The organism is Burkholderia sp. BCC1644, assembly GCF_902833225.1.
Taxonomy (GTDB): domain Bacteria; phylum Pseudomonadota; class Gammaproteobacteria; order Burkholderiales; family Burkholderiaceae; genus Burkholderia.
Genome location: NZ_CADFEI010000007.1, coordinates 152,199 through 177,793, shown reverse-complemented (window position 1 = coordinate 177,793; position 25,595 = coordinate 152,199). Strand labels below are relative to the sequence as shown.

The 25,595-nt window shown below is 67.9% G+C and carries 29 protein-coding genes and 1 pseudogene; 24 read left to right on the top strand and 6 right to left on the bottom strand.

The genetic code is table 11. The features are described 5' to 3' along the window. Nucleotides 1-218 precede the first annotated feature (218 nt). The 14 genes from HWX87_RS15990 (at nt 219) to HWX87_RS15925 (ending at nt 12,469) form a co-directional block, all read left to right on the top strand. Nucleotides 219-1,166 (top strand): hemerythrin domain-containing protein, encoded by a 948-nt coding sequence (locus HWX87_RS15990; protein WP_176048019.1) that lies wholly within the window; start codon nt 219-221, stop codon nt 1,164-1,166. An 18-nt stretch (nt 1,167-1,184) separates the two neighbouring features. Continuing rightward, nucleotides 1,185-2,165, top strand: coding sequence for a quinone oxidoreductase (locus HWX87_RS15985; protein ID WP_021159633.1), 981 nt, complete (start codon nt 1,185-1,187; stop codon nt 2,163-2,165). 10 nt (nt 2,166-2,175) lie between these two features. Further along, nucleotides 2,176-3,024, top strand: a complete 849-nt coding sequence (locus HWX87_RS15980) for a TauD/TfdA family dioxygenase (RefSeq protein WP_176048018.1) — start codon at nt 2,176-2,178, stop codon at nt 3,022-3,024. A gap of 120 nt (nt 3,025-3,144) precedes the next feature. Further along, complete coding sequence (locus tag HWX87_RS15975) at nt 3,145-4,200, top strand: 3-keto-5-aminohexanoate cleavage protein (protein ID WP_176048017.1); 1,056 nt, start codon at nt 3,145-3,147, stop codon at nt 4,198-4,200. A 162-nt stretch (nt 4,201-4,362) separates the two neighbouring features. Beyond that, nucleotides 4,363-5,691 (top strand): MFS transporter, encoded by a 1,329-nt coding sequence (locus HWX87_RS15970; protein ID WP_176048016.1) that lies wholly within the window; start codon nt 4,363-4,365, stop codon nt 5,689-5,691. A gap of 17 nt (nt 5,692-5,708) precedes the next feature. Continuing rightward, entirely contained in the window at nt 5,709-6,293 is a 585-nt protein-coding gene (locus HWX87_RS15965; RefSeq protein WP_176048015.1) for an alpha/beta hydrolase, read from the top strand. Between the two features lie 129 nt (nt 6,294-6,422). Next, the gene (locus HWX87_RS15960) at nt 6,423-6,596 is read left to right on the top strand and encodes a hypothetical protein (protein ID WP_167347848.1); all 174 of its coding nucleotides are present in this window, start codon (nt 6,423-6,425) and stop codon (nt 6,594-6,596) included. 1 nt (nt 6,597) lies between these two features. Continuing rightward, entirely contained in the window at nt 6,598-6,984 is a 387-nt protein-coding gene (locus HWX87_RS15955; RefSeq protein WP_176048014.1) for a type II toxin-antitoxin system death-on-curing family toxin, read from the top strand. A 374-nt stretch (nt 6,985-7,358) separates the two neighbouring features. Further along, the gene (locus HWX87_RS15950; protein ID WP_176048013.1) at nt 7,359-8,525 is read left to right on the top strand and encodes an extracellular solute-binding protein; all 1,167 of its coding nucleotides are present in this window, start codon (nt 7,359-7,361) and stop codon (nt 8,523-8,525) included. 49 nt (nt 8,526-8,574) lie between these two features. Beyond that, nucleotides 8,575-9,654 carry an ABC transporter ATP-binding protein gene (locus HWX87_RS15945; protein ID WP_176048012.1) on the top strand — a complete coding sequence of 360 codons (1,080 nt, stop codon included), beginning with the start codon at nt 8,575-8,577 and terminating at the stop codon, nt 9,652-9,654. Nucleotides 9,655-9,700: 46 nt separating this feature from the next. Beyond that, nucleotides 9,701-10,573, top strand: a complete 873-nt coding sequence (locus HWX87_RS15940) for a sugar ABC transporter permease (protein ID WP_176048011.1) — start codon at nt 9,701-9,703, stop codon at nt 10,571-10,573. Continuing rightward, nucleotides 10,573-11,496 carry an ABC transporter permease gene (locus tag HWX87_RS15935; protein WP_176048010.1) on the top strand — a complete coding sequence of 308 codons (924 nt, stop codon included), beginning with the start codon at nt 10,573-10,575 and terminating at the stop codon, nt 11,494-11,496. The genes HWX87_RS15940 and HWX87_RS15935 overlap by 1 nt, the downstream gene beginning before the upstream one ends. 114 nt (nt 11,497-11,610) lie before the next feature. After that, a complete protein-coding gene (locus HWX87_RS15930; protein WP_176048009.1) occupies nt 11,611-12,048 on the top strand; it encodes a hypothetical protein in 438 nt (145 codons plus the stop codon). A gap of 208 nt (nt 12,049-12,256) precedes the next feature. Beyond that, nucleotides 12,257-12,469: a hypothetical protein gene (locus HWX87_RS15925; RefSeq protein WP_047900698.1), complete on the top strand. Its 213-nt coding sequence runs from the start codon at nt 12,257-12,259 to the stop codon at nt 12,467-12,469. A gap of 209 nt (nt 12,470-12,678) precedes the next feature. On the opposite strand, the gene HWX87_RS15920 is transcribed toward HWX87_RS15925, so the two are convergent. Further along, nucleotides 12,679-13,644: a D-2-hydroxyacid dehydrogenase gene (locus tag HWX87_RS15920; protein ID WP_176048008.1), complete on the bottom strand. Its 966-nt coding sequence runs from the start codon at nt 13,642-13,644 to the stop codon at nt 12,679-12,681. Nucleotides 13,645-13,904: 260 nt separating this feature from the next. On the opposite strand from HWX87_RS15920, the gene HWX87_RS15915 reads away from it, so the two are divergent. From HWX87_RS15915 to HWX87_RS15895, 5 genes are all read left to right on the top strand, one after another. Then, nucleotides 13,905-15,095: a CaiB/BaiF CoA-transferase family protein gene (locus HWX87_RS15915; protein WP_176048007.1), complete on the top strand. Its 1,191-nt coding sequence runs from the start codon at nt 13,905-13,907 to the stop codon at nt 15,093-15,095. A 21-nt stretch (nt 15,096-15,116) separates the two neighbouring features. Beyond that, nucleotides 15,117-16,079, top strand: a complete 963-nt coding sequence (locus HWX87_RS15910; RefSeq protein ID WP_176048006.1) for a hydroxymethylglutaryl-CoA lyase — start codon at nt 15,117-15,119, stop codon at nt 16,077-16,079. Between the two features lie 18 nt (nt 16,080-16,097). Continuing rightward, nucleotides 16,098-16,481 (top strand): VOC family protein, encoded by a 384-nt coding sequence (locus tag HWX87_RS15905; RefSeq protein WP_176048005.1) that lies wholly within the window; start codon nt 16,098-16,100, stop codon nt 16,479-16,481. Nucleotides 16,482-16,689: 208 nt separating this feature from the next. Continuing rightward, on the top strand, nt 16,690-17,517 hold the full coding sequence (locus HWX87_RS15900; RefSeq protein WP_176048004.1) for an alpha/beta hydrolase: 828 nt from the start codon (nt 16,690-16,692) through the stop codon (nt 17,515-17,517). 96 nt (nt 17,518-17,613) lie between these two features. Then, nucleotides 17,614-18,507 carry a LysR family transcriptional regulator gene (locus tag HWX87_RS15895; RefSeq protein ID WP_176048003.1) on the top strand — a complete coding sequence of 298 codons (894 nt, stop codon included), beginning with the start codon at nt 17,614-17,616 and terminating at the stop codon, nt 18,505-18,507. Nucleotides 18,508-18,567: 60 nt separating this feature from the next. On the opposite strand, the gene HWX87_RS15890 is transcribed toward HWX87_RS15895, so the two are convergent. After that, nucleotides 18,568-20,031: an MFS transporter gene (locus HWX87_RS15890; protein ID WP_176048002.1), complete on the bottom strand. Its 1,464-nt coding sequence runs from the start codon at nt 20,029-20,031 to the stop codon at nt 18,568-18,570. A 369-nt stretch (nt 20,032-20,400) separates the two neighbouring features. Continuing rightward, entirely contained in the window at nt 20,401-20,589 is a 189-nt protein-coding gene (locus HWX87_RS15885; protein WP_244137697.1) for a hypothetical protein, read from the bottom strand. A gap of 49 nt (nt 20,590-20,638) precedes the next feature. Between HWX87_RS15885 and HWX87_RS38030 the strand changes: the two are divergent. Then, nucleotides 20,639-20,821, top strand: a pseudogene (locus HWX87_RS38030) (metal-dependent phosphohydrolase); the annotation flags it as partial. A 66-nt stretch (nt 20,822-20,887) separates the two neighbouring features. On the opposite strand, the gene HWX87_RS15880 reads toward HWX87_RS38030, so the two are convergent. Further along, on the bottom strand, nt 20,888-21,571 hold the full coding sequence (locus HWX87_RS15880) for a hypothetical protein (protein WP_176048001.1): 684 nt from the start codon (nt 21,569-21,571) through the stop codon (nt 20,888-20,890). A 14-nt stretch (nt 21,572-21,585) separates the two neighbouring features. Beyond that, entirely contained in the window at nt 21,586-22,224 is a 639-nt protein-coding gene (locus HWX87_RS15875; protein ID WP_176048000.1) for a 5-formyltetrahydrofolate cyclo-ligase, read from the bottom strand. A 199-nt stretch (nt 22,225-22,423) separates the two neighbouring features. Between HWX87_RS15875 and HWX87_RS15870 the strand changes: the two genes are divergently transcribed. The 4 genes from HWX87_RS15870 (at nt 22,424) to HWX87_RS15860 (ending at nt 24,696) form a co-directional block, all read left to right on the top strand. Then, nucleotides 22,424-23,524, top strand: a complete 1,101-nt coding sequence (locus HWX87_RS15870; RefSeq protein WP_176047999.1) for a nitronate monooxygenase — start codon at nt 22,424-22,426, stop codon at nt 23,522-23,524. Nucleotides 23,525-23,641: 117 nt separating this feature from the next. Beyond that, on the top strand, nt 23,642-24,013 hold the full coding sequence (locus HWX87_RS15865; protein WP_176047998.1) for a GFA family protein: 372 nt from the start codon (nt 23,642-23,644) through the stop codon (nt 24,011-24,013). Beyond that, nucleotides 24,010-24,138: a hypothetical protein gene (locus tag HWX87_RS38240; RefSeq protein ID WP_279612962.1), complete on the top strand. Its 129-nt coding sequence runs from the start codon at nt 24,010-24,012 to the stop codon at nt 24,136-24,138. Before HWX87_RS15865 ends, HWX87_RS38240 begins: the two co-directional genes overlap by 4 nt. A 102-nt stretch (nt 24,139-24,240) precedes the next feature. Next, a complete protein-coding gene (locus HWX87_RS15860; protein WP_176047997.1) occupies nt 24,241-24,696 on the top strand; it encodes a MarR family transcriptional regulator in 456 nt (151 codons plus the stop codon). Nucleotides 24,697-24,744: 48 nt separating this feature from the next. On the opposite strand, the gene HWX87_RS15855 is transcribed toward HWX87_RS15860, so the two are convergent. Further along, nucleotides 24,745-25,461 carry a GNAT family N-acetyltransferase gene (locus tag HWX87_RS15855; protein ID WP_176048231.1) on the bottom strand — a complete coding sequence of 239 codons (717 nt, stop codon included), beginning with the start codon at nt 25,459-25,461 and terminating at the stop codon, nt 24,745-24,747. Between the last annotated feature and the right edge of the window lie 134 nt (nt 25,462-25,595).

The following is a 25,595-nucleotide window of genomic DNA, read 5'->3' as shown; positions in this document are numbered from 1 at the left end:
GGCCGTGCAGGCCAGCGTCCGGGGTGGGCGTGGGGGGAAGGATCGGCCGAACCGCGTTCGCCCGTCAATCCCCCCCGCGACGAGTGGGGCCGCACCCGCGCCGCGTCGCTAGCATGGGTTCCGATACATGACGAACACCACGAGGAGCCCACCCATGAAGATCGTATCGACCGGCACGCGGCGCAACGCGCCGACCGCCGGATAAGCGGAGCGGCACGATGTACCGCCATCTGCTCGTGACGGTCGACGGCGTGCCCGGCGGCATCGACGCGATCGGCCATGCGCTCGAACTGGCGCGCGCGGTCGGCGCACGTGTCACGTTCGTGCTGCCCGGCGCCGCGCCGGACTCGCGTTTATCCGGAGCGCGGCTGCCGGAACACGGTGCGAAAGTGGAAGCCGCCGCCCGGGCGCAGGGCCTGTCCCATGCGATTGCGGCGGCCGGCCATCCGGCGGCCGGCGATCCGGGGGCCGGCCACCCGGCGAGCGGCGACGCATCGCCCGGCGCGCTTGCCGGCACGCTCGGCTGCGACCTGATCGGCGTCGCGGCGCTGCCGCCCGATGCCGATGCGGCGGCCCGCGCGCAGCGACAGCAGCTGCTCGCGACGAGCGGCGTGCCGGTGCTCGTCTGCACGTCACACCGGACGCCGGCCGAGGCGCGCGTGATCGCGCGTTGTCTCGACGCGCATCGCAGGGTCGGCGTGCTGCTGCAGATGCTGATGGCGTCCGGCGCAGCCGCGAACGGGCCGCAGCGGCACGCGGTCGACGTGCAGCGTGCGCTGGCCTCGCTCGCCGCACTGCAGAACGCGCGTTTCGGCACGGACGCCGAAGCGCGGCTCTTCGCGGTGTTACGTATCCGCGCGGAGTGCGTCGCGGCCGAACTGGACGAACTCGATCGCCAGCGGCAACGCGATGCACAGGCGCTCGACGCGCTCGGCCGGATCGCCGCGGACGGGCTGCCGTCCGCCGCATTCGATGCGGCGCTCGCTCGTTATGCGCACGGCGCGTTCGAGCAGATGGGGCGGATGGAAGGCGTGATTTTTCCCGCCGCGCGGCGCTACCTGGGCGACGCCGACTGGAGCGAACTGGACGAACCGCCGGCGGGCCGCGCAACCGCGACGCCGCCGGTCATGAACGAACCCGACGATGCGCGACGCGCATCGGACTGACACCATACGGAGAACACGATGGCACATGCAGTGCGATTCCACGAAACCGGCGGCCCCGACGTGCTGCGCTGGGAAGCAGTCGACGTCGGCGATCCGGGCGCCGGCCAGGTGCGCCTGCGGCACGAGGCCGTCGGGCTGAATTTCGCCGACACGTATTTCCGCAGCGGCCTGTATCCGGTGCCGCTGCCGGCCGGCATCGGCGTCGAGGCGGCCGGCGTGGTCGACGCGGTCGGCCCCGGCGTGACGAACGTGGCCGTCGGCGATCGCGTGACCTACACGGGCTTTTTGAACACGCTCGGCGCGTACAGCACCGAGCGGCTGATCCCGGCCGCGCCGCTCGTCCGGCTGCCGGCCGGCATCTCGTGCGAAACGGCCGCCGCGATGACGATGCGCGGACTCACGTCGGCCTACCTGCTGCGCCGCATCCATGCGTTCGCGCCGGGCGACACGATCCTGCTGCATGCGGCCGCCGGCGGCGTCGGGCTGATCGTGTCGCAATGGGCGAAGCTGCTCGGGCTCACGGTGATCGGCACCGTGTCGAGCGAGCACAAGGCCGCGATCGCCCGTGCCCACGGCTGCGACCATACGATCGACTACAGCCGCGAGGACGTCGCGAAGCGCGTGCGCGAACTGACGGACGGCGCGGGTGTCGACGTCGTGTTCGACAGCGTCGGCAAGGACACTTTCGAAGGCTCGCTCGATTCGCTGAAGCGGCGCGGGCTGATGGTATGCGTCGGCACCGCGTCGGGTCCGATCCCGCCGTTCGATCCGCAGCGCCTCGCGATGAAGGGCTCGCTGTACCTGACGCGCCCGGCGCTGGCCGACTACATCGCCGATCCGGCCGAGAAGAACGACCTGGCCGGCGAACTGTTCGCGCACGTCGCGGCCGGCCGCATCAGGATCGAGATCAACCAGCGCTATGCGCTGCAGGATGCCGCGCAGGCACACCGCGATCTCGAATCGCGCAAGACGACCGGTTCGTCGGTGTTCATCGTCTGAGGAGACGCGCATGCGAGTCGAACCCCTGACCTGCGCGATCGGCGCGGAACTGCTGGATGTGAGCCTCGCCGACGCCGTGCACGACGACGGCCTGTTCGCCGAGCTCCGCGCGCAGTTGCTCCGGCATCGCGTGCTGTTCCTGCGCGACCAGGACATCACGCGCGCCGAGCACGTTGCGTTCGCGCGGCGCTTCGGCGAGCTCGAGGATCATCCGGTCGCCGGCAGCGATCCCGAGCACCCGGGGCTCGTGCGGATCTACAAGTCGCCCGACCAGCCGAACGACCGCTACGAGAATGCGTGGCACAGCGATGCGAGCTGGCGCGTGGCGCCGCCGTTCGGCTGCGTGCTGCGCTGCATCGAGGGTCCGCCGGTTGGCGGCGACACGATGTGGGCGAACATGGTGCTCGCGTACGAGAACCTGCCGGACCACGTGAAGCAGCAGATCGCGGACTTGCGCGCGCGCCACAGCATCGAGGCGAGCTTCGGCGCAGCGATGCCGATCGACCGCCGCCTCGCGTTGAAGGCGCAGTACCCGGACGCCGAGCATCCGGTCGTGCGCACGCATCCGGAAACCGGCGAGAAGGTGCTGTACGTGAACGCGTTCGCGACGCATTTCACGAACTTCCACACACCCGGCCGCGTGCGCTTCGGCCAGGATGCAAACCCCGGCGCCGGCCAGTTGCTGCAGTACCTGATCAGCCAGGCCGCGATCCCCGAATACCAGGTGCGCTGGCGCTGGAAGAAGAACAGCGTCGCGATCTGGGACAACCGCAGCACGCAGCATTACGCGGTGATGGACTACCCGCCGTGCGTGCGCCGGATGGAGCGCGCAGGCATCGTCGGCGACGTGCCGTTCTGAGCGCGCCCGCCCCTTAACCGACTCGCAACCCTGCACACGACGCGCCGGGCTCGCCGCCCGGCACGGCGGGATACGCACGCCCGTACGCCTGCACTAAAACGATTTCCACTGGAGGACGACATGCAATTTCTCGACGATTCGCTGCACCCGGAAAACCAGGACAAGGTGGTCATCACGGTCGCGCCGTATGGCCCGGAATGGATGCCCGCCGATTTTCCGGAAGACATTCCGGTGACGATGGACGAGCACGTGCAGAAGGCCGTCGACTGCTACAACGCGGGCGCGACGGTGCTGCACCTGCATGTGCGCGAACTCGACGGCAAGGGCAGCAAGCGGCTGTCGAAATTCAACGAGCTGCTCGGCCGGCTGCGCGAAGCGGTGCCCGACATGATCCTGCAGGTCGGCGGCTCGATCTCGTTCGCGCCGGAAGGCGAGGGCGCCGATGCGAAATGGCTCTCCGACGACACGCGCCACATGCTCGCCGAGCTGACGCCGAAGCCCGACCAGGTGACGGTCGCGATCAACACCGTGCAGATGAACATCACCGAGTTGATGAATCGCAAGGACATCGCCGGCACGTCGCTGAACGAAGCCGCGCTGTGGGACGCGTACCGCGAGATGACGGTGCCGGCCGGCCCCGGCTGGGTCGACGAACACCTGCGCCGGCTGCAGGCGGCCGGCATCCAGCCGCATTTCCAGCTGACCGGCATGCATGCGCTCGAAACGCTCGAGCGGATCATCCGGCGCGGCGTCTATCGCGGCCCGCTCAACGTCACGTGGGTCGGCATCGGCGGCGGCTTCGACGGCCCGAATCCGTACAACTTCATGGAATTCGTGCGGCGCTGTCCGGACGGTGCGTGCATCACGCTCGAATCGCTGATGAAGAACGTGCTGCCGATCAACACGGTCGCGATGGCGCTGGGCCTGCATCCGCGCTGCGGGATCGAGGACACGATCATCGACCAGAAGGGCAACCGGATGACGTCGGTGCAGCAGGTCGAGCAATGCGCGCGGATCGCGCGCGAACTCGGCCGCGACATCGCGACCGGCAAGGAAGCCAGGGCGATCTACCGGATCGGCGTGCAGTACGACGGCATCGACGAGACGCTCGCGCAGCTCGGGATGGCGCCGAACCGCCGGCCGGGCCAGCTGAGCGTGCCGCTGCGCGCGGCCTGACGCGCCGCGCATCCGGGCGGCCCGCGAGCGCGGCAGCCGCCTGCCGATCGTTGTGGCGCGGCACCCACCCCTGCGCATGACGCAGGGCGGACTCCGGTCGACGGAGCGGGGCCGCGCAAGCCGCGCCGGCGCATTGCCGCCCCGGTGCCGGAGGAGACACGCATGTTGATTCATCACGTCGAGCCGTCGCTGCAGGACCTGACGGCCACCGAGCGGCGCGCGCCTGCGTATGCGTGGCTCGTGTTCGGACTGACCGTCGGGCTGCTGCTGTCGGATTACATGTCGCGGCAGGTGCTCAACGCGGTGTTTCCGCTGCTCAAGCACGCGTGGGCGCTGTCGGACACGCAGCTCGGTTCGCTCTCCGGCGTCGTCGCGCTGCTGGTCGGCCTGCTGACGTTTCCGCTGTCGGTCCTCGCCGACCGCTTCGGGCGCGTGCGCAGCATCGTCCTGATGGCCGCGTTGTGGAGCGTCGCGACACTCGGATGCGCGCTGTCGACCAACTACGCGGAAATGCTGGTCGCGCGCGGCCTCGTCGGGCTCGGCGAAGCCGCGTACGGCAGCGTCGGCGTCGCCCTGATCCTCAGCATCTTTCCGGCCCGGCTGCGCGCGACGCTGACCGGCGCATTCATGGCCGGCGGCGCGTTCGGCTCGGTGTTCGGGATGGCGCTCGGCGGGCTGGTCGGTGCGCATCTCGGCTGGCGCTGGTCGTTCGGCGTGATGGCCGCGCTCGGCATCGTGCTGCTCGTCGCGTATCGCTGCGTGGTGACCGAGCGGCGCCTCGCCGCATGCCGCATCGAACCGTGCCGGCGCGACGCCGACGCGCCGCGCGACCTGCGCGGCAGCGTGCGTGCGCTGATGTCGGGGCTGTTCGCCTCGCGCTCGGTGATCTGCGCGTATCTCGGCAGCGGGCTGCACCTGTTCGTGCCGGGCGCGCTGTTCGCGTGGCTGCCGAGCTACCTGAACCGCTACTACGCGATGGCGCCCGACCGCGCGGCCGTGCTCGCGGCCGGCTTCGTGTTGATCGCGGGCGTCGGGATGGTCGGCTGCGGCGTCGTCACCGACCGCGTCGGGCGCGCCGACGGCTCGCGCAAATGGCTGACCGCGATCGCCTATTGCGTGTTGACGGGCATCTGCCTCGCGATCGCGTTCCGGCTGCCGCCGGGGCCGCTGCAACTCGCGCTGATCTGCGCGGGCATGCTGGTCGGCGCGGGCGCGTCCGGCGCATCGGGTGCGATGGTCGCGAACCTGACGCCGGCCGCGATCCACGCGTCGGCCTTCGCGACGCTCACGCTCGCGAACAACCTGCTCGGCATGGCGCCGGGCCCGCTGCTGACGGGGTGGGCCGCCGATCACGCAGGCCTCGTCGGCGCACTGCAATGGATTCCCGTCGTGCCGTTCGCGGCCGCCGTGCTGTTCGCGATCGGACGCGCAAGCTACGCGGCCGATCTCGCGCGCGTCGAACGCGAACGGCGCGCATCCCAATTTTCGTGAACTCTCCTGGAGGCAGCATGACCCTGGCGACCGCGCCCACCATCCTGATCGTGCCCGGCTTGCGCGATCACGTCGACGACCACTGGCAGACGCATCTCGAACGGCGCTTGCCGAACGCACGCTCCGTCGCGCCGCTCGAAGCCGACAAGCTGAGCCGCGCCGCACGCGTCGCGGCCCTCGATGCGGCACTCGCCGAGATCGACGGCCCGGTGATCCTGGTCGCGCACAGCGCGGGCGTGATGATTACCGTGCACTGGGCGCGGCAGGCCACGCGCGCGATCCACGGCGCGCTGCTCGCGGCGCCGGCCGATCTCGACATGCCGATGCCCGCCGGCTATCCGTCGCCCGACGCGATCGACGCGCATGGCTGGACGCCCGTGCCGACACAGCGGCTGCCGTTCCCGAGCATCGTCGCCGCGAGCCGGAACGATCCGCTCGCGCGCTTCGAGCGCGCGGAGGCGTTCGCGGCCGGGTGGGGCAGCAAGCTCGTCGATCTCGGCGAGGTCGGACACCTGAATCCGGCGTCCGGATACGGCCAATGGCATGACGCCGAGCGGCTGATCGGCGAAGTGGCGGCGCTCGGCGCAATCGCTCTGAAATGACGGATTGACACGTCGGCATCGTTTGCCCGTGCAGACATCCTTTGGCGGCATCGATGGATGCTATGATTATCGGTAGTGTGGCCGCGGATAAGTGGCTGATTACTATTATATTTTCATCGGAAATCTGTCATGGCTCCCAAAAGGAAAACGCTGTACGGGGTCGAACTGAAACCTCGCACGATCATTCGTCCTACGACGGAGGTCAAGGTTTCGACCGAAACCGAAAAAGGCGACGTTCTGCGCGCAGCACGAAAGGTCATTACCGAACACCGGGACGTGCTGATCGCGCTGAAGGATCGCTGATTTGCTGGATCTCGATTACGTCATCACCATTCACGACGAGATCATTCGGGACCTCGGCGGCCTGAGCGGGTTCGCTCATGCCGGCCGAGGCGGTGTCGAGGCGGCCCTACATCGCGTCGAAAATCATGTTCATTACGCGGGACTTGATGACGTGTTCGGTATTGCGTCGACCTATGCCGTCGCAATCGCACGCGGGCATGTGTTCAATGATGCCAACAAGCGTACCGGCCTTACTTGCGCCCTGACGTATATGGAGCGGCAAGGCATCTCGATTCCACGCCTTGCCGATCTTGAAGACCTCATGGTCGATGTCGCCGATGGCAGCGTCACGAGCGAGGAACTGGCTGAGTATTTCAGTGCGGTTTGGGAGTTGTCCCGGTCCCGTTGAAACCCTGTCTCACGAAACCATTCTCTGCGGCATCGTTCTGATGATCGCACGCCGATAACCCGTACGGGCTCGATACGTCTTCCGGGTATCCGGTCGAAATTGCATCCTTTTCGCGAAGCACGCCGGCCGGACGCTCTCGACACACCAGCCTGATTCGGCAATCGCGCCGACATACGATGTCTTAACACACTCCACCCAACCCACCGCAACGCACCCTATATCCGTTCATCCTTTCGAATTGCGCTATTGCAGAAGGGTTTTTGTCAGGGAAAGTCCCGCCCCGCGCGCCATGGTTTTTTGTTGACCGACATCGTATAACGCCGTCATGATTTCCTGAAAAGAAAGGTCCCATCCACCGACCGAAGTGAGGAGACATGAACACCACCACGATCGCTCGCCGTGTCCGCCGGGTCGCACTCGCACTGGGTTTCACGCTGTCTGCCGCGGCGGCCGTTGCGGCTCCCGTGTCGCTGAATATCGTCGACGTCGCGGGCAACCTGCAGCTCACGCAGAAGGCCATCGAGGCGTTCCGCGACAAGAACCCGACCCTCGTGTCGAACGTCACGTTCACGAATGCGCCGGCGCCGCAGCTGCCGGGCAAGATCAAGGCGATGCAGGCGGCGGGGCGCTCCGACATCGACCTCGTGCTGACGGGCACCGACGCGCTGGCCGCCGGCATCGAACAGAACCTGTGGCGCAAGCTCCTGCCCGACGACGCGGCCGCTTTCCCCGGCGTGCTCGACAGATACGCGCCCGGCCCGCGCAAGATGCAGGACCTCGCGCAGGGCTTCGGCCTCGAAGTCACCTACATGCCGGCCGGCCCGCTGCTCGAATACAACCCGGCGAAGGTCAGCGACCCGCCGAAGACGCCCGATCAATTGCTCGCCTGGTGCAAGGCGCACCCGAACAAGCTGATCTATGCGCGCCCAGCGAACTCGGGCCCCGGCCGCACGTTCCTGATGGGGCTGCCGTACGTGCTCGGCGACAAGAATCCGCAGGATCCGGTCAACGGCTGGGACAAGACCTGGGCGTTCCTGAAGGCATTGAACGACTGCGTGCCGTACTACCCGGGCGGCACGTCGGCGGTGATGAAGGAGCTCGGCGAAGGTACGCGCGACATGACCGTGACCGTCACGGGCTGGGACCTCAACCCGCGCGCGCTCGGCATCGTGCCGGCCGAGTTCAGGATCCAGGCGTTCGACAACATGACGTGGGTCAACGACGCGCACTACATGGTGATCCCGAAGGGCGTGCCGAAGGAAAAACTCGACGTGCTGTTCAAGCTGATGAACTTCCTGCTCGAACCGGCGCAGCAGGCCATGACCTACGACGACGGCTATTTCTATCCGGGCCCGGCGGTCAAGGGCGTGACGCTCGAGATGGCCCCTGCGCACAGCCAGGAAGTCGTGCGCAAGTTCGGCCGCCCCGAGTACGCGAAGCTGCTCGCCGAGCGCCCGCACGTGCAGCCGCTCAGCGCGCAGGCGATGGTCGCCGCGTTCCAGAAATGGGATCGCGAGATCGGTTCGCAGAAATCGAAGTGACGCCTGAACCGGCGGGCGCCACGGCGCCCGCGTCGATGGAGTTCGCGCAATGAAGCACAGTTTCGAACGGCTGCGGCTCGACGGCGTGTGCCGCAGCTTCACCAATGCGGAAGGCGCGCAGGTCGCCGCGCTGAACGGGCTCGACCTCGAAATCCGGCGTGGCGAATTCATTGCGCTGCTCGGCCCGTCGGGCTGTGGCAAGTCCACCGCGCTGAACTGCATCGCGGGGCTCCAGCCGCTGACGAGCGGTGGCATCTGGCTCGACGACACGCGCATCGACGTGCTGCCGCCCGAGCGGCGCGGCTTCGGGATGGTGTTCCAGAACTACGCGCTGTTTCCGCACATGTCGGTGCTCGACAACGTCGGCTTCGGCCTCAAGATGCGCGGCATGCCGAAGCAGGAAGCGCGACGGCGCGCGCAGCAGGCGCTCGAACTCGTGCAGCTCGTCGGCCATGAGGGCAAGCTGCCGGGGCAACTGTCGGGCGGGCAGCAGCAGCGCGTCGCGATTGCGCGCGCGATCGTGATCGAGCCGCCGCTCGTGCTGATGGACGAGCCGCTGTCGAACCTCGACACGAAGCTGCGCATCGAGATGCGCGCCGAGATCCGCCGCATCCACACGCAACTCGAACGCGCGACGATCTACGTGACGCACGACCAGGACGAAGCGTTGTCGATGGCCGACCGCATCGTCGTGATGAAGGAGGGCGTCGTGCAGCAGGTCGCGTCGCCGAAAGACGTCTACACGCGCCCGCACAACCTGCACGTCGCGCGCTTCATGGGCTACCGCAACGTGTTGCCGTTCACGCTCGAAGGGATGACCGGCGATCACGTCCGGGTCGCAGCCGGCGGCGTGCCGCTCACGGGCGTGCCGATGGCCGGCTTCGACGCAAAGGATGTCGTGGTCGCGCTGCGCCCCGACGACATCGAGCGCGCGGACGAGCGCGGCGACAACGCGTTCGACGCGACCGTCGAAACAGTCGAATACGGCGGCCGCGACTCGCTGATCCGTGCGCTCACGCCGTTCGGCGCGATCTGGGCGCGCGTCGCCGGCGACTTCGCGGAAGGCGAACATTTGCGGCTACGTGTTGCGCCGTCTTGCACGCTCGTCTATGCGGGAGATGCGCAATGAACGGCCGCCGCATCGCGTGCGCTGCAACGCGCCACCGGGCGGCCGCATGAGCACGCTTCCGACCGCCGGCACGCCGCGCGACGCGAAGGCGTGGCTCGTCACGCCCGCGCTCGCGTTCATCGTCGCGCTGTTCGTCTATCCGTTCGCGTACGGTCTCGTGCTGTCGTTCCAGCCGATGAACGGCGGCGGCGCGCTCGCGAACTACCTGCAGTTCTTCACCGATACCGCGATGTGGCCGACCGTGCTCGTCACGCTGAAGCTGGCGGTACCGGCGACCTTGCTCAACGTCGGCATCGCGGTGCCCGTCGCGTTTGCACTGCGCCGCCATTCGCCGTACCAGAAGCTCGTCACGACGCTGCTCGTGATTCCCGTCACGCTCGGCACGGTGCTCGTCGCCGACGGGATGCTCACGTATTTCGGGCCGAACGGCTGGTTCCCGCAGGCGCTGCAGGGGCTGCACCTGTACACCGACGAAGTGCGCCTCACGCACAACTACTGGGGCGTGCTGCTGTCGCTGATCGTGTCGGGCTTTCCGTTCGCGTTCCTGCTGATGCTGTCGTACATCAGCGGCATCGACCCGACGCTCGCGCGCGCAGCGGCCACGCTCGGCGCGAACCCGTGGCAGCAGTTCCGGCAGATCTACCTGCCGCTGCTCGTGCCGGGACTGACGATGGCCGCGTGCCTGTCGTTCGTGCAGGCGTTCTCGGTATTCCCGTCGGCCGTGCTGCTCGGCGCGCCGGCCGGCCCGACACGCGTGATCTCGATCGCCGCGGCCGAAGCCGCGTTCGAGAGCTATGACTATTCGCTCGCGTCGGCGATCGCGATCGTGATGGGCTTCGTCCAGCTGCTGGTGGTCGCGTCGATGCTCGGCGCGCGCCGCTTCTTCTATACGGGCGCGGTGACGGGAGGCAAGGGCTGATGACGACCGACCATCACGCCGCTCGCGCGTGGCCGCCGAAACACGACGCGCCCGGCGCACGGCCCGTCGACGCAAGGAAACCGCACCGGATGAAAAGCAACCTCGCCGGTCGTGCCTGGCAGGCGCTCGTCTGGGGGCTGATGGCGTTCTTCCTGCTGAACGTGATGCTGCTGATCGCGACCGTCGCGGTGAACTCGGTCGCGACGCGCTGGTTCGGCACGCCGCTGCCGCAGGGCTTCACGCTGCACTGGTACGCGAAGGCGTGGGAGGACTTCCAGCTCGCGAGCGTGCTGTGGGTGACCGTCGAGGTCGTCGGCGCGGTCGTGCTGCTGTCGATCGCGCTCGGCGTGCCGGCCGCGTATGCGCTCGCGCGCGTGCAGTTCCGCGGCAAGCGCTTCGCGCTGCTGGTGTTCCTGCTGCCGCTGATGGTGCCGCCCGTCACGTACGGGATTCCGATGGCGACCGTGATGTACAAGGTCGGGCTCGCCGGCACGCTGCCGGGCGTGATCCTCGCGAACCTCGTGCCGGCGCTGCCGTTCGTGATCCTCGTGATGACGCCGTTCATCGAGCAGATCGACCCGAACCTCGAAGCCGCCGCGCGCATCTTCGGCGCGAACACGTGGCGCTATTTCCGCTACGTGCTGCTGCCGCTGCTGGTGCCCGGCATGCTCGCGGCCGGGCTGCTCGTGCTGGTGCGCACGATCGGGATGTTCGAGCTGACGTTCTTCACCGCGGGGCCGAGCACGCAGACGCTCGTCGTCGCGCTGTATTACGCGGTGTTCTCGACCGGCGTGCGCGCGCCGCAGTCGATCGACGCGATGGCGATGATCTACATGGCCATCACGCTCGTCTGGGTCGTGATCGCGCTGCAGTTCGTGAGCCCGACGCAGCTGGTCAGCCGCGTGAAGCAGGAGCGCCAGTAGGCGAGGGCGTCGCACGGTCGTGCCGGGCCTCCGTGCAATTGGTTACAAATGGATACCGCGCCCGGCACGCGGACGTTGCAGACTACGCGGCGTTCCCCCGATCGACGGATATCCATGAAGTTTCAAACGCTGCTGACACTCGCCGGCGCCTCGACGCTGCTGGCCGCCTGCAACCTGCTCCACGACGGCCCCGGATCGGGCGACGTCGACGCGGCCGTGCGCCGCGCGCTCGAGGCGGAAAACCACGGCGGCCTGAACGCGCTGTTCGGCCAGCCGCTGCCGGTCTCGGCCGATGTCGTGTCGGCCAAGCCCGACGGCGACTGCAAGAAGCTCGGCGATCGCACGTACTCGTGCGACGTCGTCGTCACGTGGCGCAATGCCGATTACTCGCCGTCGCGCGCGAACCTCACCTTCGTGAAGGCCGCCGACGGCTCGTGGCAGACGTCGGGCGTCGATGCGGCGCTCGTGACGGGCACCGCGAAATCGCTGATCGACCACATCGGCAAGGCGTGGCCGGGCAATGCGGCAAGCGGCGCATCGGCGCCGCAATGACGCACTGACGCGCCGGCGGCCAGCCTTCTTTCCCTTCTCCCGGTGCGCGGCCTCGTCCTGGCGGGCCGCGCCGTCTCGCGGCTTGCGCTAAAAAAGGGCGCGAGCATCTGACCCGATCTCGATTGAATGCATCCTCGGTATGCGGGCTGGCTTATAGGGAAAACCCTTATTTCGAGATATAATCACGGCCTAAGAGAAAGGTCGAACCATGCCTGAACGCTTCCAAACCCTTGAAAAATTTGTGTTTTCCCTCGTCGTGATGTCCGCCGTGATGTGCTCGGCCTTCCTTGCGTACGAGCGCCACCCCGAGATCAAGATCGCGCTGCACGAAGGCGAAGCGCTGATGCGCGAGAGCGCCAAGTACTCGGTCATCTGCTCGCCGTCCAAGGTCGATCCTTGCGTCGAGATGTCCGCCTACTGAGCGGCTTTTCGGCCTTGCCCTACGTCATCGTCGGTCTGAATTCCCTGAAGTAGCGCTCATCAGGCATTCGGAAACCGGCCGCAAGACAGGGCGGAGGCACGAACCCGTTACGTGCCGGGTCGCTGGCACAAGCAGCCCCCGAATTCAGCCGGCCCCGCTTCGAGCAATCGAGCGGGGCCCTTCTGTTTTTTGCGCGCCTTTGCTCGCCGCTACACGACATGCCGCGGTTCGCCACCGACGAACGCGGCAACGTTGTCGACGAGCTGATCGGCGAGCGCCTGCATCGCCTCGTCGCTCGCCCACGCGACATGCGGCGTCAGGATGAACGCCGGATGCGACAGGATCGCGTGGAACGGATGCGCGGCCGGCAACGGCTCCTGCGTGACCACGTCGAACCCCGCGCCCGCGATCTGCCCCGACTGCACTGCGTCGACGAGCGCGCTTTCGTCCACGAGCCCGCCTCGCGCGGTATTGATCAGCAGCGGCCGGCGCGCCATGCGCGTGAACGCGTCCGCATCGATCAGGTGCCGCGTCGCGGGCGTGAGCGGGCAGTGCAGCGTGATCACGTCGCTGTCGCGCAGCAGCGCGTCGAGCGGCACACGGTCGTCACCCGAGGGCTCGCCGTGCGCCGCGAACAGTACCCGCATGTCGAGCGCACGAGCGATGCCGGCCACCGCGCGGCCGAGCACGCCGTCGCCGACGATCCCGAGCGTTGAGCCGGCCAGGTCGCGGATCGGGTGATCGAAGAAGCAGAACTGGCCGCTGTCGAGCCAGCGTCCCGCGCGCACCGCGTCGCGATAGGCCACGAGGCTGCGGCGCAGCGCGAAGATCAGCGCGAACGTGTGCTCCGGCACGGTGCGGACCGCATAGCCGCGAATATTGCTCACGACGATGGCGCGCGCCGCACACGCATCGAGATCGACGATGTCCGTGCCCGTCGCGGCGATCGCGATCATCCGCAGTTGCGTGGCATTGGCCAGCGCCGCCGCGTCGAGCCGCACCTTGTTGGTCACGACGATGTCCGCGTCGCCGATGCGCGCGGCGATCTCGTGCGCGGCCGTCCGGTCGAACGTCTGCATCACGTGCGGAAACGGGAACGGCTTCAGCACGGTCTGCGGCGACAGCGTTGCGCGGTCGAGAAACACGATCTTCGCGGGAGAGGAAACAGAAAACATGGCGGGTCTCGCTGACAGGCGCCCGGTGGCGCGGAACGGCTTCGATTCTGCCGGTGGCGCGCGCGCCGTCGTTTGACCGTTGCGCGAGCGCGCTTTCCCGGATGGAAAGGCTGGCGCGCCGCACGACCGCCGTCGCGACGCGCGTGCCGCCGCGCGCCTTTCCGTTTCGGAAAGGCTGGTTGAGCATCGATCGATTTTCGCCGTGCGCGAACGCCGTCATGATCGCCGTCATCGATCCCACGATTTCATCGGAGACAGCCATGACACGACCTCTCGACGGCATTCGCGTGCTGGAACTCGGCCAACTGATCGCCGGGCCGTTCGCGGGCCGGATGCTCGCCGAATTCGGCGCGGACGTGATCAAGGTCGAGCCGCCCGGCGTCGGCGATCCGCTGCGCAAATGGCGGCTGCTGCACGACGGCACCTCGGTCTGGTGGGCCGCGCAGTCGCGCAACAAGACCTCGCTCACGCTCGACCTGCGCACGCCCGAAGGGCAGGACGTCGTGCGCCGCCTCGTCGCCGAAACCGACGTGCTGATCGAGAATTTCCGGCCCGGCACGCTCGAAGGCTGGGGGCTCGGCTGGGACACGCTGTCCGCGATCAACCCGGGGCTCGTGATGCTGCGCGTGTCGGGCTTCGGGCAGACGGGCCCGTATCGCGACCGCCCCGGCTTCGGCGTGATCGCCGAGGCGATGGGCGGCCTGCGGCACCTGACCGGCGAGCCCGGCCGCACGCCGGTGCGCGTCGGCATCTCGCTCGGCGATTCGCTGTCGGCGCTGCACGGCGTGATCGGCGTGCTGCTCGCGCTGCGGCATCGCGAACAGCAGGGCGGCAAGGGGCAGGTCGTCGACGTCGCGCTGTACGAATCGGTGTTCAACCTGATGGAAAGCCTGCTGCCCGAATACGCGGCGTTCGGCGCGGTGCGCGAGCCGGCCGGCAGCAGCCTGCCCGGCATCGCACCGACCAACGCGTATCGCTGCCGCGACGGCAAGTACGCGCTGATCGCCGGCAACGGCGACAGCATCTTCCGGCGCCTGATGGAACTGATCGGCCGGCCCGATCTCGGCAACGATCCCGCGCTCGCACGCAACGACGGGCGCGTCGCGCAGGTCGAGCGGATCGACGCGGCGATCGGCGAGTGGAGCGCGCGCCACGATCTCGACGCCGTGCTCGCCGCGCTGAACGACGCGCGCATTCCGTCCGGTCGCATCTACGACGTGGCCGACATCGCGGCCGACCCGCATTACCGCGCACGCGACATGATCGTCGACGCCGCGCTGCCCGACGGCACGCCCGTACTCGTGCCGGGCATCGTGCCGAAACTCGACGCCACACCCGGGCGCATCGACCGTCCTGCGCCCGCGCTCGGCGCGGATACGGACGCGGTACTCGCCTCGCTCGGCATCGATGCCGCGACGCGCGACGACTGGCGCACGCGCGGCGTGATCTGAACCTGACCACGAGACGACGACATGAACGAGCAACGCAAACGGCTCCATATCCACGAAGTCGCGACGCGCGACGGTTTCCAGAACGAGGCGGCCTTCGTCGACACCGACGACAAGATCGCGCTCGTCGATGCACTGAGCGCGTGCGGCTACGCGAAGATCGAGGTCACGTCGTTCACGTCGCCGAAGGCGATCCCCGCGCTGCGCGACGCCGAGGCCGTGATGCACGGCATCGTGCGCGCACCGGGCGTCGTCTATACGGTGCTCGTGCCGAACGTGCGCGGCGCCGAGCGCGCGCTGTCGTGCGGCGTCGACGAAGTGAACCTCGTGATGTCGATGAGCGAAAGCCACAACCGCGCGAACCTGCGGATGACGCGCGAGCAGTCGTTCGAGCAGTTGCGCGGCGTGCTCGACGCCGTGCGCGGCTCGCGGGTCGCGATCAACGTATCGCTGTCGACCGCGATGGGATGCCCGATGGAAGGCGACGTGCCGGCTGAAACGGTGCTCGCCTGGATGCAGCGCTTCGCGGATCTCGGCGTGCACGGCTTCACGCTGTGCGACACGACGGGCATGGCATTTCCGTCGCAGGTGCGTGATGTGTGCGAACGCGCGCGCGAGCGCTTCCGCGCGCTGCAACTCACGCTGCATTTCCACAACACGCGCGGGATGGCGCTGGCCAACACGCTTGCAGCGCTCGACGCCGGCATCGACCGCTTCGACGCATCGCTCGGCGGGCTCGGCGGCTGCCCGTATGCGCCGGGGGCGACCGGCAACGCGTGCACCGAGGAACTCGTGCACATGCTCGAACTCGACGGCTACGATACGGGCATCGACCTCGCGGCCGTGCTCGCCGCGTCGGCACGGCTGCCCGCGCTGATCGGGCACGATGTGCCGAGCCAGATCCTGAAGGCCGGGCGCCGCTCGGACCTGCATCCGGCACCGCCCACCGACGCCGGCGACATGCCCGCGCAACGCGCGTTTTCATGAACAACAGGAGCGACATCCATGGCGTTGATTGACCACCTCGACCATCTCGTACTGACCTGCGTCGATCCGGACAAGACGAAGCATTTCTACACCGAGGTGCTGCAGATGCAGCTCGAAACGTTCGGCGCCGGCCGGCTCGCGTTCCGCTTCGGCAACCAGAAGATCAACCTGCATGTGCGCGGCGCCGAGTTCGAGCCGAAGGCGCATGTGCCGGTGCCCGGCGCGCTCGACCTGTGCTTCATCGCATCGGTGCCGCTCGACGACGTGATTGCGCACCTGCAGCGCGTCGAATGGCCGATCGTCGAAGGGCCCGTCGAGCGCACGGGCGCGACGCAGAAGATTCGCTCGGTCTACGTGCGCGATCCCGACCTGAACCTGATCGAGATCTCCGAACCGATCTGAGCGGCGGCGGCCTGCGGGTCCACGCGTGTACGGCGTCCGCAGTTCGTCGCCGAAAGCGGACAGGCGGGCGCCGCGCCCGCCGATTCCGGATAGCAGGTCGTGGCGGCGCTGCGGATAATGCTGCAACGGCGTCGGCCCGGCCGCCGACTTCGTCACGCGCACGGCGACGCTGCCGTGCCTGTCCGCAACCCGACCCAGGCGCTCCCGAATGACGATCCTCTATCGCGGCATGGACCGCGCGGCGCTCGACGCCGCCTACCTGAACACGAGGGCCGTTGCCGATTTCCCGGCGCTGCTCGCGTCGTGCCAGGCCCGCAGCGCCGCGCTGTACGACGCGACGCCCGGCCGCCGCAACCTGCGCTACGGCGCGCAATCCGCGCAACGCTTCGACTGGCTGTCGTGCGGGCAGCCCGGTGCGCCGCTGTTCGTGTTCATCCATGGCGGCTACTGGCAGCACTGCACGAAAGAGGATTTCGCGTATGCGGCGAGCGGGCCGCTCGCGCGCGGCTTCGACGTCATCCTGGCCGAATACACGCTCGCGCCGATCGCGACGATGACCGAGATCGTCGCCGAGATCGGCATGCTGCTCGATCATCTGGCCAGCGACCCCGACGGGCTCGGCACCGCGCAACGGCCGATCCACCTGAGCGGCCACTCGGCGGGCGGCCACCTGACGGCCATGCATCGCGCGCATCCGGCCGTCGTGTCGGCGCTCGCGATCAGCCCGCTCGTCGATCTCGAACCGATCTCGCTGTGCTGCCTGAACGACAAGCTGCAGCTCACCGCGCGCGAGATCGACGCATGCAGCCCGTTGCGTCATGTCGGGCCCGGTGCGCCGACCGTCGTGGCGGTCGGCAACGCCGAACTGCCCGAACTCATCCGGCAGGCAGACGAATACGCGGCGGCGTGCGACGCGGCCGGCGAACGGATTGCACGTACGAGGCTGCCCGGCATGAAGCACTTCGCCGTGCTCGACGATCTCGCGCGGCCCGACGGTGCAATGCTCGCCGCGTTGCAGGCCATCGCATCGCGCTAGCCGCACGCCGTATCGCACGGGTCCGGCCGCGCGTATGATCGGCGTCAGGCCGGTGCAATATGGCGTGCGCCGCACGGCCTTCCCAGGACCCACGACATGGTGAACCCGCTTCATTTCGATCTGCAGTCGCTGCGCGTGTTCGCGCTCGTCGCCGAGCACGGCAGCCTGACGAAGGCGGCCGAACACGGCCAGCTCACGCTTTCCGCGGTCAGCAAGCGGATCGCCGAACTCGAAAGCGTGACCGGCAGCGCGCTGTTCGTCCGGCATGCGCGCGGCGTCGAGCTGACGCCCGCGGGCCGTGCGCTGCTCGATCACGCGACGAAAGTGATCGAGCAGGTCAACCGGATGGCGCACGAGATGAGCGACTACGTCGCTGGCGTGCGCGGCCACATCCACGTGTGGACCAACACGTCCGCGATCGTCCAGTTCCTGCCCGCCGATCTCGCCGCGTTCCTCACCGACAACCCCGGCATCAAGGTGAGTCTGGCGGAGCGGCTGAGCCACGAGATCGTCGACGCGCTCGCGTCGGGCAAGGCCGATCTCGGCGTATTCGCCGACAACGTGCCGGCCCCCGGCATCGAGCGGCGGCTGTACCGGCGCGACGAACTCGTGCTGCTCGTGCCGCGCACGCACCGGTTCGCCTCGCGCGACAGCATCCGCTTCGCGGATACGCTCGACGAGGACTACGTCGGCCTGAGCGACGGCAGTTCGCTGCTCGCGCGCATGACCGACGCCGCGTTCGCGGCCGAGCGCTCGCTGAAGCTGCGGATCCAGGTATCGAATTTCGACGGCGTGAGCCGGATGATCGAGGCGGGGCTCGGCATCGGCGTGCTGCCGCGCGATGCGGTGACGGGCGAGCGCGCGGCGCGGCTCGGTATCGTGAAGCTCGACGATGCGTGGGCGACGCGCTCGCTGTGGGTCGGCGTGAAGGCGGGTGGCGTGCTGACCACCGACATCGCGAAGCTGTTCGATTTCATGTCGGCGCGCTGAATGCGATGAAACGGCGATGCACGGGGCACGCTTGCGCGCCACCCCGCGCCGATCGCCGCATTACACCGGATTGATCTCATCCTGGCTGCGCCGCGTGGTCAGCGGCCCGAGCACGCGCAGCGTCACCGCGACGATGCCGAGCGCGGCCGAGATCACGCCGAACATCGCGCCCGCGCCGTAGCCACCGAGCACCGGCAGCAGCACGAACGGCAGCGCGCCGCTGACGATCCGCGACAGCGCATAGGTAGTGCCGATCGCCGTCGAGCGCACGCGTGCCGGGAAGATCTCGGCCTGGTACACGTGATACGCATTGCTGAACACGTTCGACGCGCAGGTCGTCAGGAACCCGAAGCCGACGATCAGCACGGTATTGCCCGAATACGCGAAGCACAGCCCGAATGCGGCGATCGACAGGATCGACACGATCACGAGCGTGCGGCGCTCGATCCAGTTGAGCAGCGGAATCGACAGCAGCGACCCGACTGGATAACCGATGAACGACAGCGCGATGAACAGCGTGCTGTCCGTCACGTCGAAGCCGCGGCTCTTCACGACCGTGCCGGCCAGCGTGCCGAACCCGTAGTAGCCGAAGCCCTGGAACAGGTGGAAGATCGCGAGCATCACATAGCGTGCGCCGTACGGTTCGCGACGCAGCAGCGCGATGCGCTCGCCGAGACCGAGCGGCCGCTGCGGCTCGGCTGGCTCCGCGAACTGCTCGGGCACGCGCACGCCGGCGCTTTCCGCGAAACGCCGCAGCGCCGCGTGCGCGTCGGCCGTGCGGCCCTGCGCGAGCAGCCAGCGCGGGCTCTCCGGCAGCCGGTGCTGGACGAGCAGCACGTACACGGCGCCGAGGCTGCCGATCGCGAGGATGATGCGCCAGCCGGCCACGCCGGCCACATGCAGCGGGTTCAGCCACAGCGCGAGGAAGCCGACGAGCGGCACCGCGACATACGAAGTCGTATAGGCCCATGCGGCAAGCCGCCCGCGCTTCTCCTTCGGCAGGATTTCAGACAGGAAACTGTCGGCGACGGGATAGATCGCGCCGACGCCGATGCCCGTCAGGAACCGGCATGCCACGAGCATGTCGGCGTTCACCGAAAACGCGCCCACCAGCGAGAACGCGCTGTACCACACGAGCGTCAGCAGGAACGCCTTGCGCCGGCCGATGCGGTCGGCGAGGCTGCCGAGGCACATCGCGCCGACGAACATGCCGATGAACGCGGACGCCAGCAGCAGCTTGAAATCGGCGCTTTGCCGGCTCAGCCCGTATTCGTTCTGCAACGCGGAGCCGATCGTGCTGACGAGGAAGATCTCGTACATGTCGAAGAACAGCCCGATGCCGATCACCCAGACGACGAACCGGTGCAACGCACCGACCGGCAGGTCGTCCATGAAATCGCCGAGCGTGATGCGACGGACGGGGTGGGCCGCCGCGTCGGCGCCGACGCCGGAAGAAGCGGCCGGCAGTCGGGCGGACGCGGGTCCGCCCGCGTTGCCGCCGAGATCGAGGGATTGGCTGTTCATCGTGTCTCCTGATTTTCGATATGCCGTGGCGCGCGGCCCGGCCGTTCGCGGCCGGCGTGATGCGTCCGGCCATACGACACGGCGGCAGCCATCGCAGGGCCCGGGAAAGGGCTGGATGTGCGCGCTGCGCCGATCGTCCGACACATGGTGGGCAAATCGGCGGCGCGTGATAATTGCGGATGTTTCAAGCGTCCTTTCCCACGCAGAAAGGGTAGGAACGCGCGGCAGCCCGGATTCGCGCGGCAGGCCGTTGCAGCCTGCGTCGCACGCGGTGGCGTACCGAAAGCGGTGCGCCACCGCGCAACCTGACTGGCCGGGAAAACCATGAGACCCGTCGTGACACCGCCGGCGGCAGCCATACGATCATGTTCAATCGGCCGGCACGAACGCCGGCCCGTGAAACACGCGCACGGGGTTCCCGCGCGCCAGCGCAAAGTGCTGCATCCACCGCTGACGGCGCGCATCGAACGCGTGACGATCGGCCTCCTGCTGCAATCGCGCTTGCAGCAACCGCAGCGCCAGACGCTTGTTCGTGTGCCGGCTACGCCCGCTTTCCACACGTATCGACAGGCCGGTCGACACATGTGTCGACCGGATGACCGAGTTCGTCTTGTTCACGTATGCGTACGGCGCCGACGTGACGCTCGTCTACCTCGAACCGCCACGCGCGGAACTGCTGCGCCGCAACGCGCGGCGCGACACGTCGCTGACGATTCGCGCTCTCGAGACGATGCTGCTGCGCCTGGATCTGCCGCTGCCGACCGAAGCGCACGCTTTACGGTACGAAGTCCGAGGCGGCGATGTCGTTGCGCGCACCGGTACGCCGCATGTCACCGCGGCGTACCGGCGACGCGCCTCATTTCAGTTCCGGATTCTGCTGCGTCGCGCACGCGCGCAGCGCGGTGACGAGGTCGTTCTTGCCGAGCTTCTCGAACAGATCGGCCATCTCCATCTGCGCGACGGGATCGCCTTCACGCGCCGCACGCCAGCGCAACGACGCGATCATCCCGCGCATGCGCTCGCCGGGCGTTTCGCCGTCGTAGCCCGACATCGCCTGCAGCACGTCCGCGAGCTTGTTGTAGCCGGCCGGCACGTGATGCACGAGCAGCCACGCGATCGCCGGCTGCGCACCTTCCCAATCCTCGTCTTCGAGCGAACTGTTGACCAGGCGCGCGGCCGCGCGCCACGAGCCGAGCGACGCAGCCTTTGCATAGGCCTTGTCGGCTTCTCGGCCACGTGACGACGGCGCCGCATCGAACGCAGCCTGCGCAGCGGCCGACGGCGGCGGCAGCGCGAGCTTCGTGCATTGGAACGCGCCCGCATCGGGTGCGTTACCGGGCAGGTCGGCCCAACGCACCTGGTCCTTCAGGGTGCGATCGAGCGTCGGCCGTACGTCGCTTTCCTTCATCGACGCGAACACCCAGTCGGTACGCACCTGGCGCGCGGCGTCCCAGTCGCTTTCGGCTGCGGCGTGTTGCGCGAACGCCAGGCAAGCGGCCACGCAGCCGATCCGGAACAGGTTTCGGGCAGGGGATTTCATCATGGCTTCCGGCCTCAATGCGCGACGATGATGAATGCCGTGAGCGCGATCGGAAGCAGCGCCACGCCAAGCAAGCCCACGGCGCCATCGGCCGCCATCGTGAGCGGCGACAGCGCGAGCTTCGCGCCCTGGCCGAGCAGCGACGGCCGCTCGATGACCTTGACGTTGTAAGGATGATTGAATGCCTGCGGAATCGACGACGGCGTGACGTCGTTCGGCTGGTAACGCTTGCCGCTGATCGTGCCGCGCTCGGTCAGCTTGTAGCGCTCGTCCTTGAAACCGTCGGCGAGCGCGCGCGCCCGCAGTTCGGAGCCGGGCGGTGCGTCCTCGCGCGAAAGCTGCAACACGTAACGCCCGGAGATCTTGTCGCCATGCGTCTCGAAATCGTCGAAATCGGTGTCCAGCTTGGCCCGATAGGGCGCCGTGAGGTTGACCGCGAGGGCAGGCGGCACATCGAAGATGTAGTGATACTGCTTGCCGATCACGACGAGCGTCTTCCCGTCGGCGCTGATCAGGAACGCCGACAGCGTTTCCCGGTATTCCGGGTCCTTCATCATGCGATTGGTGATCGGGCCGATATCGGCGTTGGTGCAGCCGGCAAGCATGCCGGACGCCGCCACGGCGGGCAGCGCGAGGAACGTTCTTCTTTTCATGTGTGCTGTGATGGTGTTGTTGGTTTTGACAGCGGAGCCGCATGAATGTCGGGCGAAGCGTTCAGTGAACGCTGCGCGCTGACGGCCTTGGATGCGGTTTCTCCGTCCGCTATTCTAGGGGTGAAACCGGAAAGCCGATACATGCGGCCCATGCGACGCGCCAAGCTCGCGCGTCGGCCGTCAACAGGAGGTGAGCAACATGAATCAACCGACCCACAACCGGACGCTGTTGCGCACCCTCGGTATCCGCGCACCGATCGTCCAGGCGCCGATGGCCGGCGTCAGCACGCCGGCGCTGGCCGCCGCCGTGTCGAACGCGGGCGGGCTCGGCTCGCTCGGCGTCGGCGCGACGAACGCCGACGGCGCGCGCAAGATGATCCGCGACACGCGCGCGCTCACCGACCGGCCGTTCAACATCAACGTGTTCTGCCACAGTCCGGCCCACGCCGATGCGGCCGTCGAACGCGCGTGGCTCGACTGGCTCGCGCCGGTGTTCCGCGAATACGGCGCGACGCCGCCCGCGTCGCTGTCGGAGATCTATACGAGCTTCGTCGCGGACGACGCGATGCAGGCGATGCTCGTCGACGAAAAGCCGGCTGTCGTCAGCTTCCATTTCGGGCTGCCCGGCGCTGACGTGATCGCTGCGCTGAAGCGCGCGGGCATCACGCTGTTCGCGACCGCGACGAATCTCGATGAGGCACGCCAGATCGCCGCCGCCGGCATCGACGCGATCGTCGCGCAGGGCATCGAAGCCGGCGGGCATCGCGGTGTGTTCGATTCGACCGCGCACGACGATCGACTCGGCACGTTCGCGCTGACGCGCCTGATCGTGCGCGAAGGCGCGCTGCCCGTGATCGCCGCCGGCGGCATCATGGACGGCGAGGGCATTGCCGCCGCACTCGCGCTCGGCGCGCAGGCCGCGCAGCTCGGCACGGCGTTCGTCGCGTGCCCGGAGACGTCGATCGACGACGGCTATCGCCGCGCGATGCTTGGCGACGCCGCTCGACGCACGACGTTTACATCAGCGATCTCGGGCCGGATCGCGCGCGGCATCGCGAACCGGCTGACCGCGCTCGGCGACACCCCGGACGCGCCGGCCACGCCCGCCTATCCGATCGCCTACGACGCGGGCAAGGCGCTGCATGCGGCCGCGAAGGCGAAGGGCGAATTCGGCTACGGCGCGCAGTGGGCCGGACAGGCGGCGCCGCTGGCACGCGCGCTGCCGGCCGCCGAGCTGTTCGCCGCACTCGAACATGAGACGCGCGCGGCGATCGAGCGGCTGCAGCACGCACTGGACTGATCGCGCGAACCGCAGATTTGCAACGTTCTGTATCTGACAGAACCGCGGATACAGCGCGATACAAGCACCGCGCGCGGGTTCGCTATAAAGCAGGCATGACCTCTTCCGGAGTCCATCATGTCTGCAACGTGGTTCAAGGGATCCTGCCATTGCGGGGCCGTCAAGTTCGAAGTCCGGGCGGCCATCACGCCGGCCGTTCGCTGCAACTGCAGCCTGTGCCGCCGCCGTGGCGCGCTGATGAGCCCGATGTTCGCGGCCGCCAACCTGAACATCGTCGAAGGCGAAGAAGCGCTGACGTGCTACCGCTTCAACACACGCACGGCCCGTCACTATTTCTGCAGCCGGTGCGGCGTCTATCCGTTCCATCAGACGCGCAAGGACCCGGCATGCTGGCGCGTCAATCTCGGCTGCCTCGAGGGCGTCGATCCGTATGCGCTCGACGCGACGGTCGCCGACGGCGCGAGCCTGTCGGTCGTGGAGGACGCATGAAACGCTGGCTGATGATCCTGCTGTTTGCCGCAGGCGGGCTCGCGACCGAAATCGCCCATCCGGTGCAATGCTCGCTGCTGTCGGTCAGCCGTCTGCAGACCGGCAAGCGCCGCCGGCAGGACTGAGGCCGCACCGGCTCATCGGGGCCGATTATCATGCTTCCGATAAGATCGCATGCGATATATAATGCGCTTGTCTGCGACTGTTCACGTCGCTGGAGGAAGCCCATGAAACCGACCGAAGCCCCATCGACCGCCGCACCGAAGCTGTCCGAGTTCCTGTGTTTTGCGATCTACTCGGCGAACCTCGCGTTCGGCAAGGCGTACAAGCCGATCCTCGACGAGCTCGGCCTGACGTACACGCAGTACATCACGATCATCGCGCTGTGGGAACAGGACAACCAGACCGTCGGCCAGCTCGGCGAGAAGCTGTTCCTCGAATCCAATACGCTGACGCCGATCCTGAAGAAGCTCGAAGCGATGGGCTATCTGGAGCGGCACCGCGATCCGTCCGACGAACGCCAGGTGCTCGTCAGCCTGACGAAAAGCGGCCGCCGCGTGCGCGAGAAGGGGCTCGACATGAATCTGGTCGAAGCCACCGGGTTGAAGCCGGACGAATTCGCGAAGGTGCAGAAGGCGATCGTCACGCTGCGCGGCAACCTGATCCGTTCGACCGAAGCATGACCGGATGAACCACTGGCGGCCGACGCGTGCCTCGCGTCGGCCGCTTCGTCATGCGTGCGCGTCGCCCAGCACCAGCAGGCGCATCTCGCGGCGCACGATGAAACCGAGCGCGACGTAGCGCTCGATCGCCACCTGGTTCGTCGTGAGGACGTGCAGGAAAGGCGTTTCCGAGCGTGCGCCGATCGACGCAATCAACGACCGGATCAGTCGCGCCGCAAGGCCTTGCCGCCGAAACGCGGCATCCACGCACACGGCGCTGATCTCCGTATACCCGTCGAGCTGCATCCGCTCGCCGGCCATCGCGGCCAGCCGGCCTTCGCTGCGCACGCCGATGTAGCGGCCGAGCTCGAACGTACGCGGGCCGAACGGGCCCGGCTGCGCCGAGGTGGTCAACGCGAGCATGTCCGGCACATCGGCTTCGCCGAGCGTGACATGCTCCGTTTCATACGCCGGATCAGGCGTTCCTTGCCAGACCATTTGCAGCAACGTCGCGCGCCGGATGACCGGCAATCCCGCGGGCGGCTCGATCTCGTCCGGCGTGACGAGGGCCGTTGGCCCGTGCGCGGCGACCAGGTCGCGTAGCGCGTCGAACGAAGCCGCGCTCGTGTCGGCGATCGCGGCGAATGGCGCAATCGCCGACGGAAACCGCCACGCGCGGTCATTGCCGACTGCAAAGCGGTGCTGCTTGCCCGTGAGGGCGTTCCAGACAACCCGGTCGAGCGCGTGCGTATCGCCTGTCGCGTTTCCGGTCGTAGCATCCCGCATCGGGTGCTCCTCGATTGATAGTGGGGTGCCGCACAGCATAGACCGGTTCGGTCGCACAGGTCGCACCGCTGATCCAGATTCCGTTACCGTCAATAACAAAAGCGCATGCGATTACATCGCATGCGCTTTATATG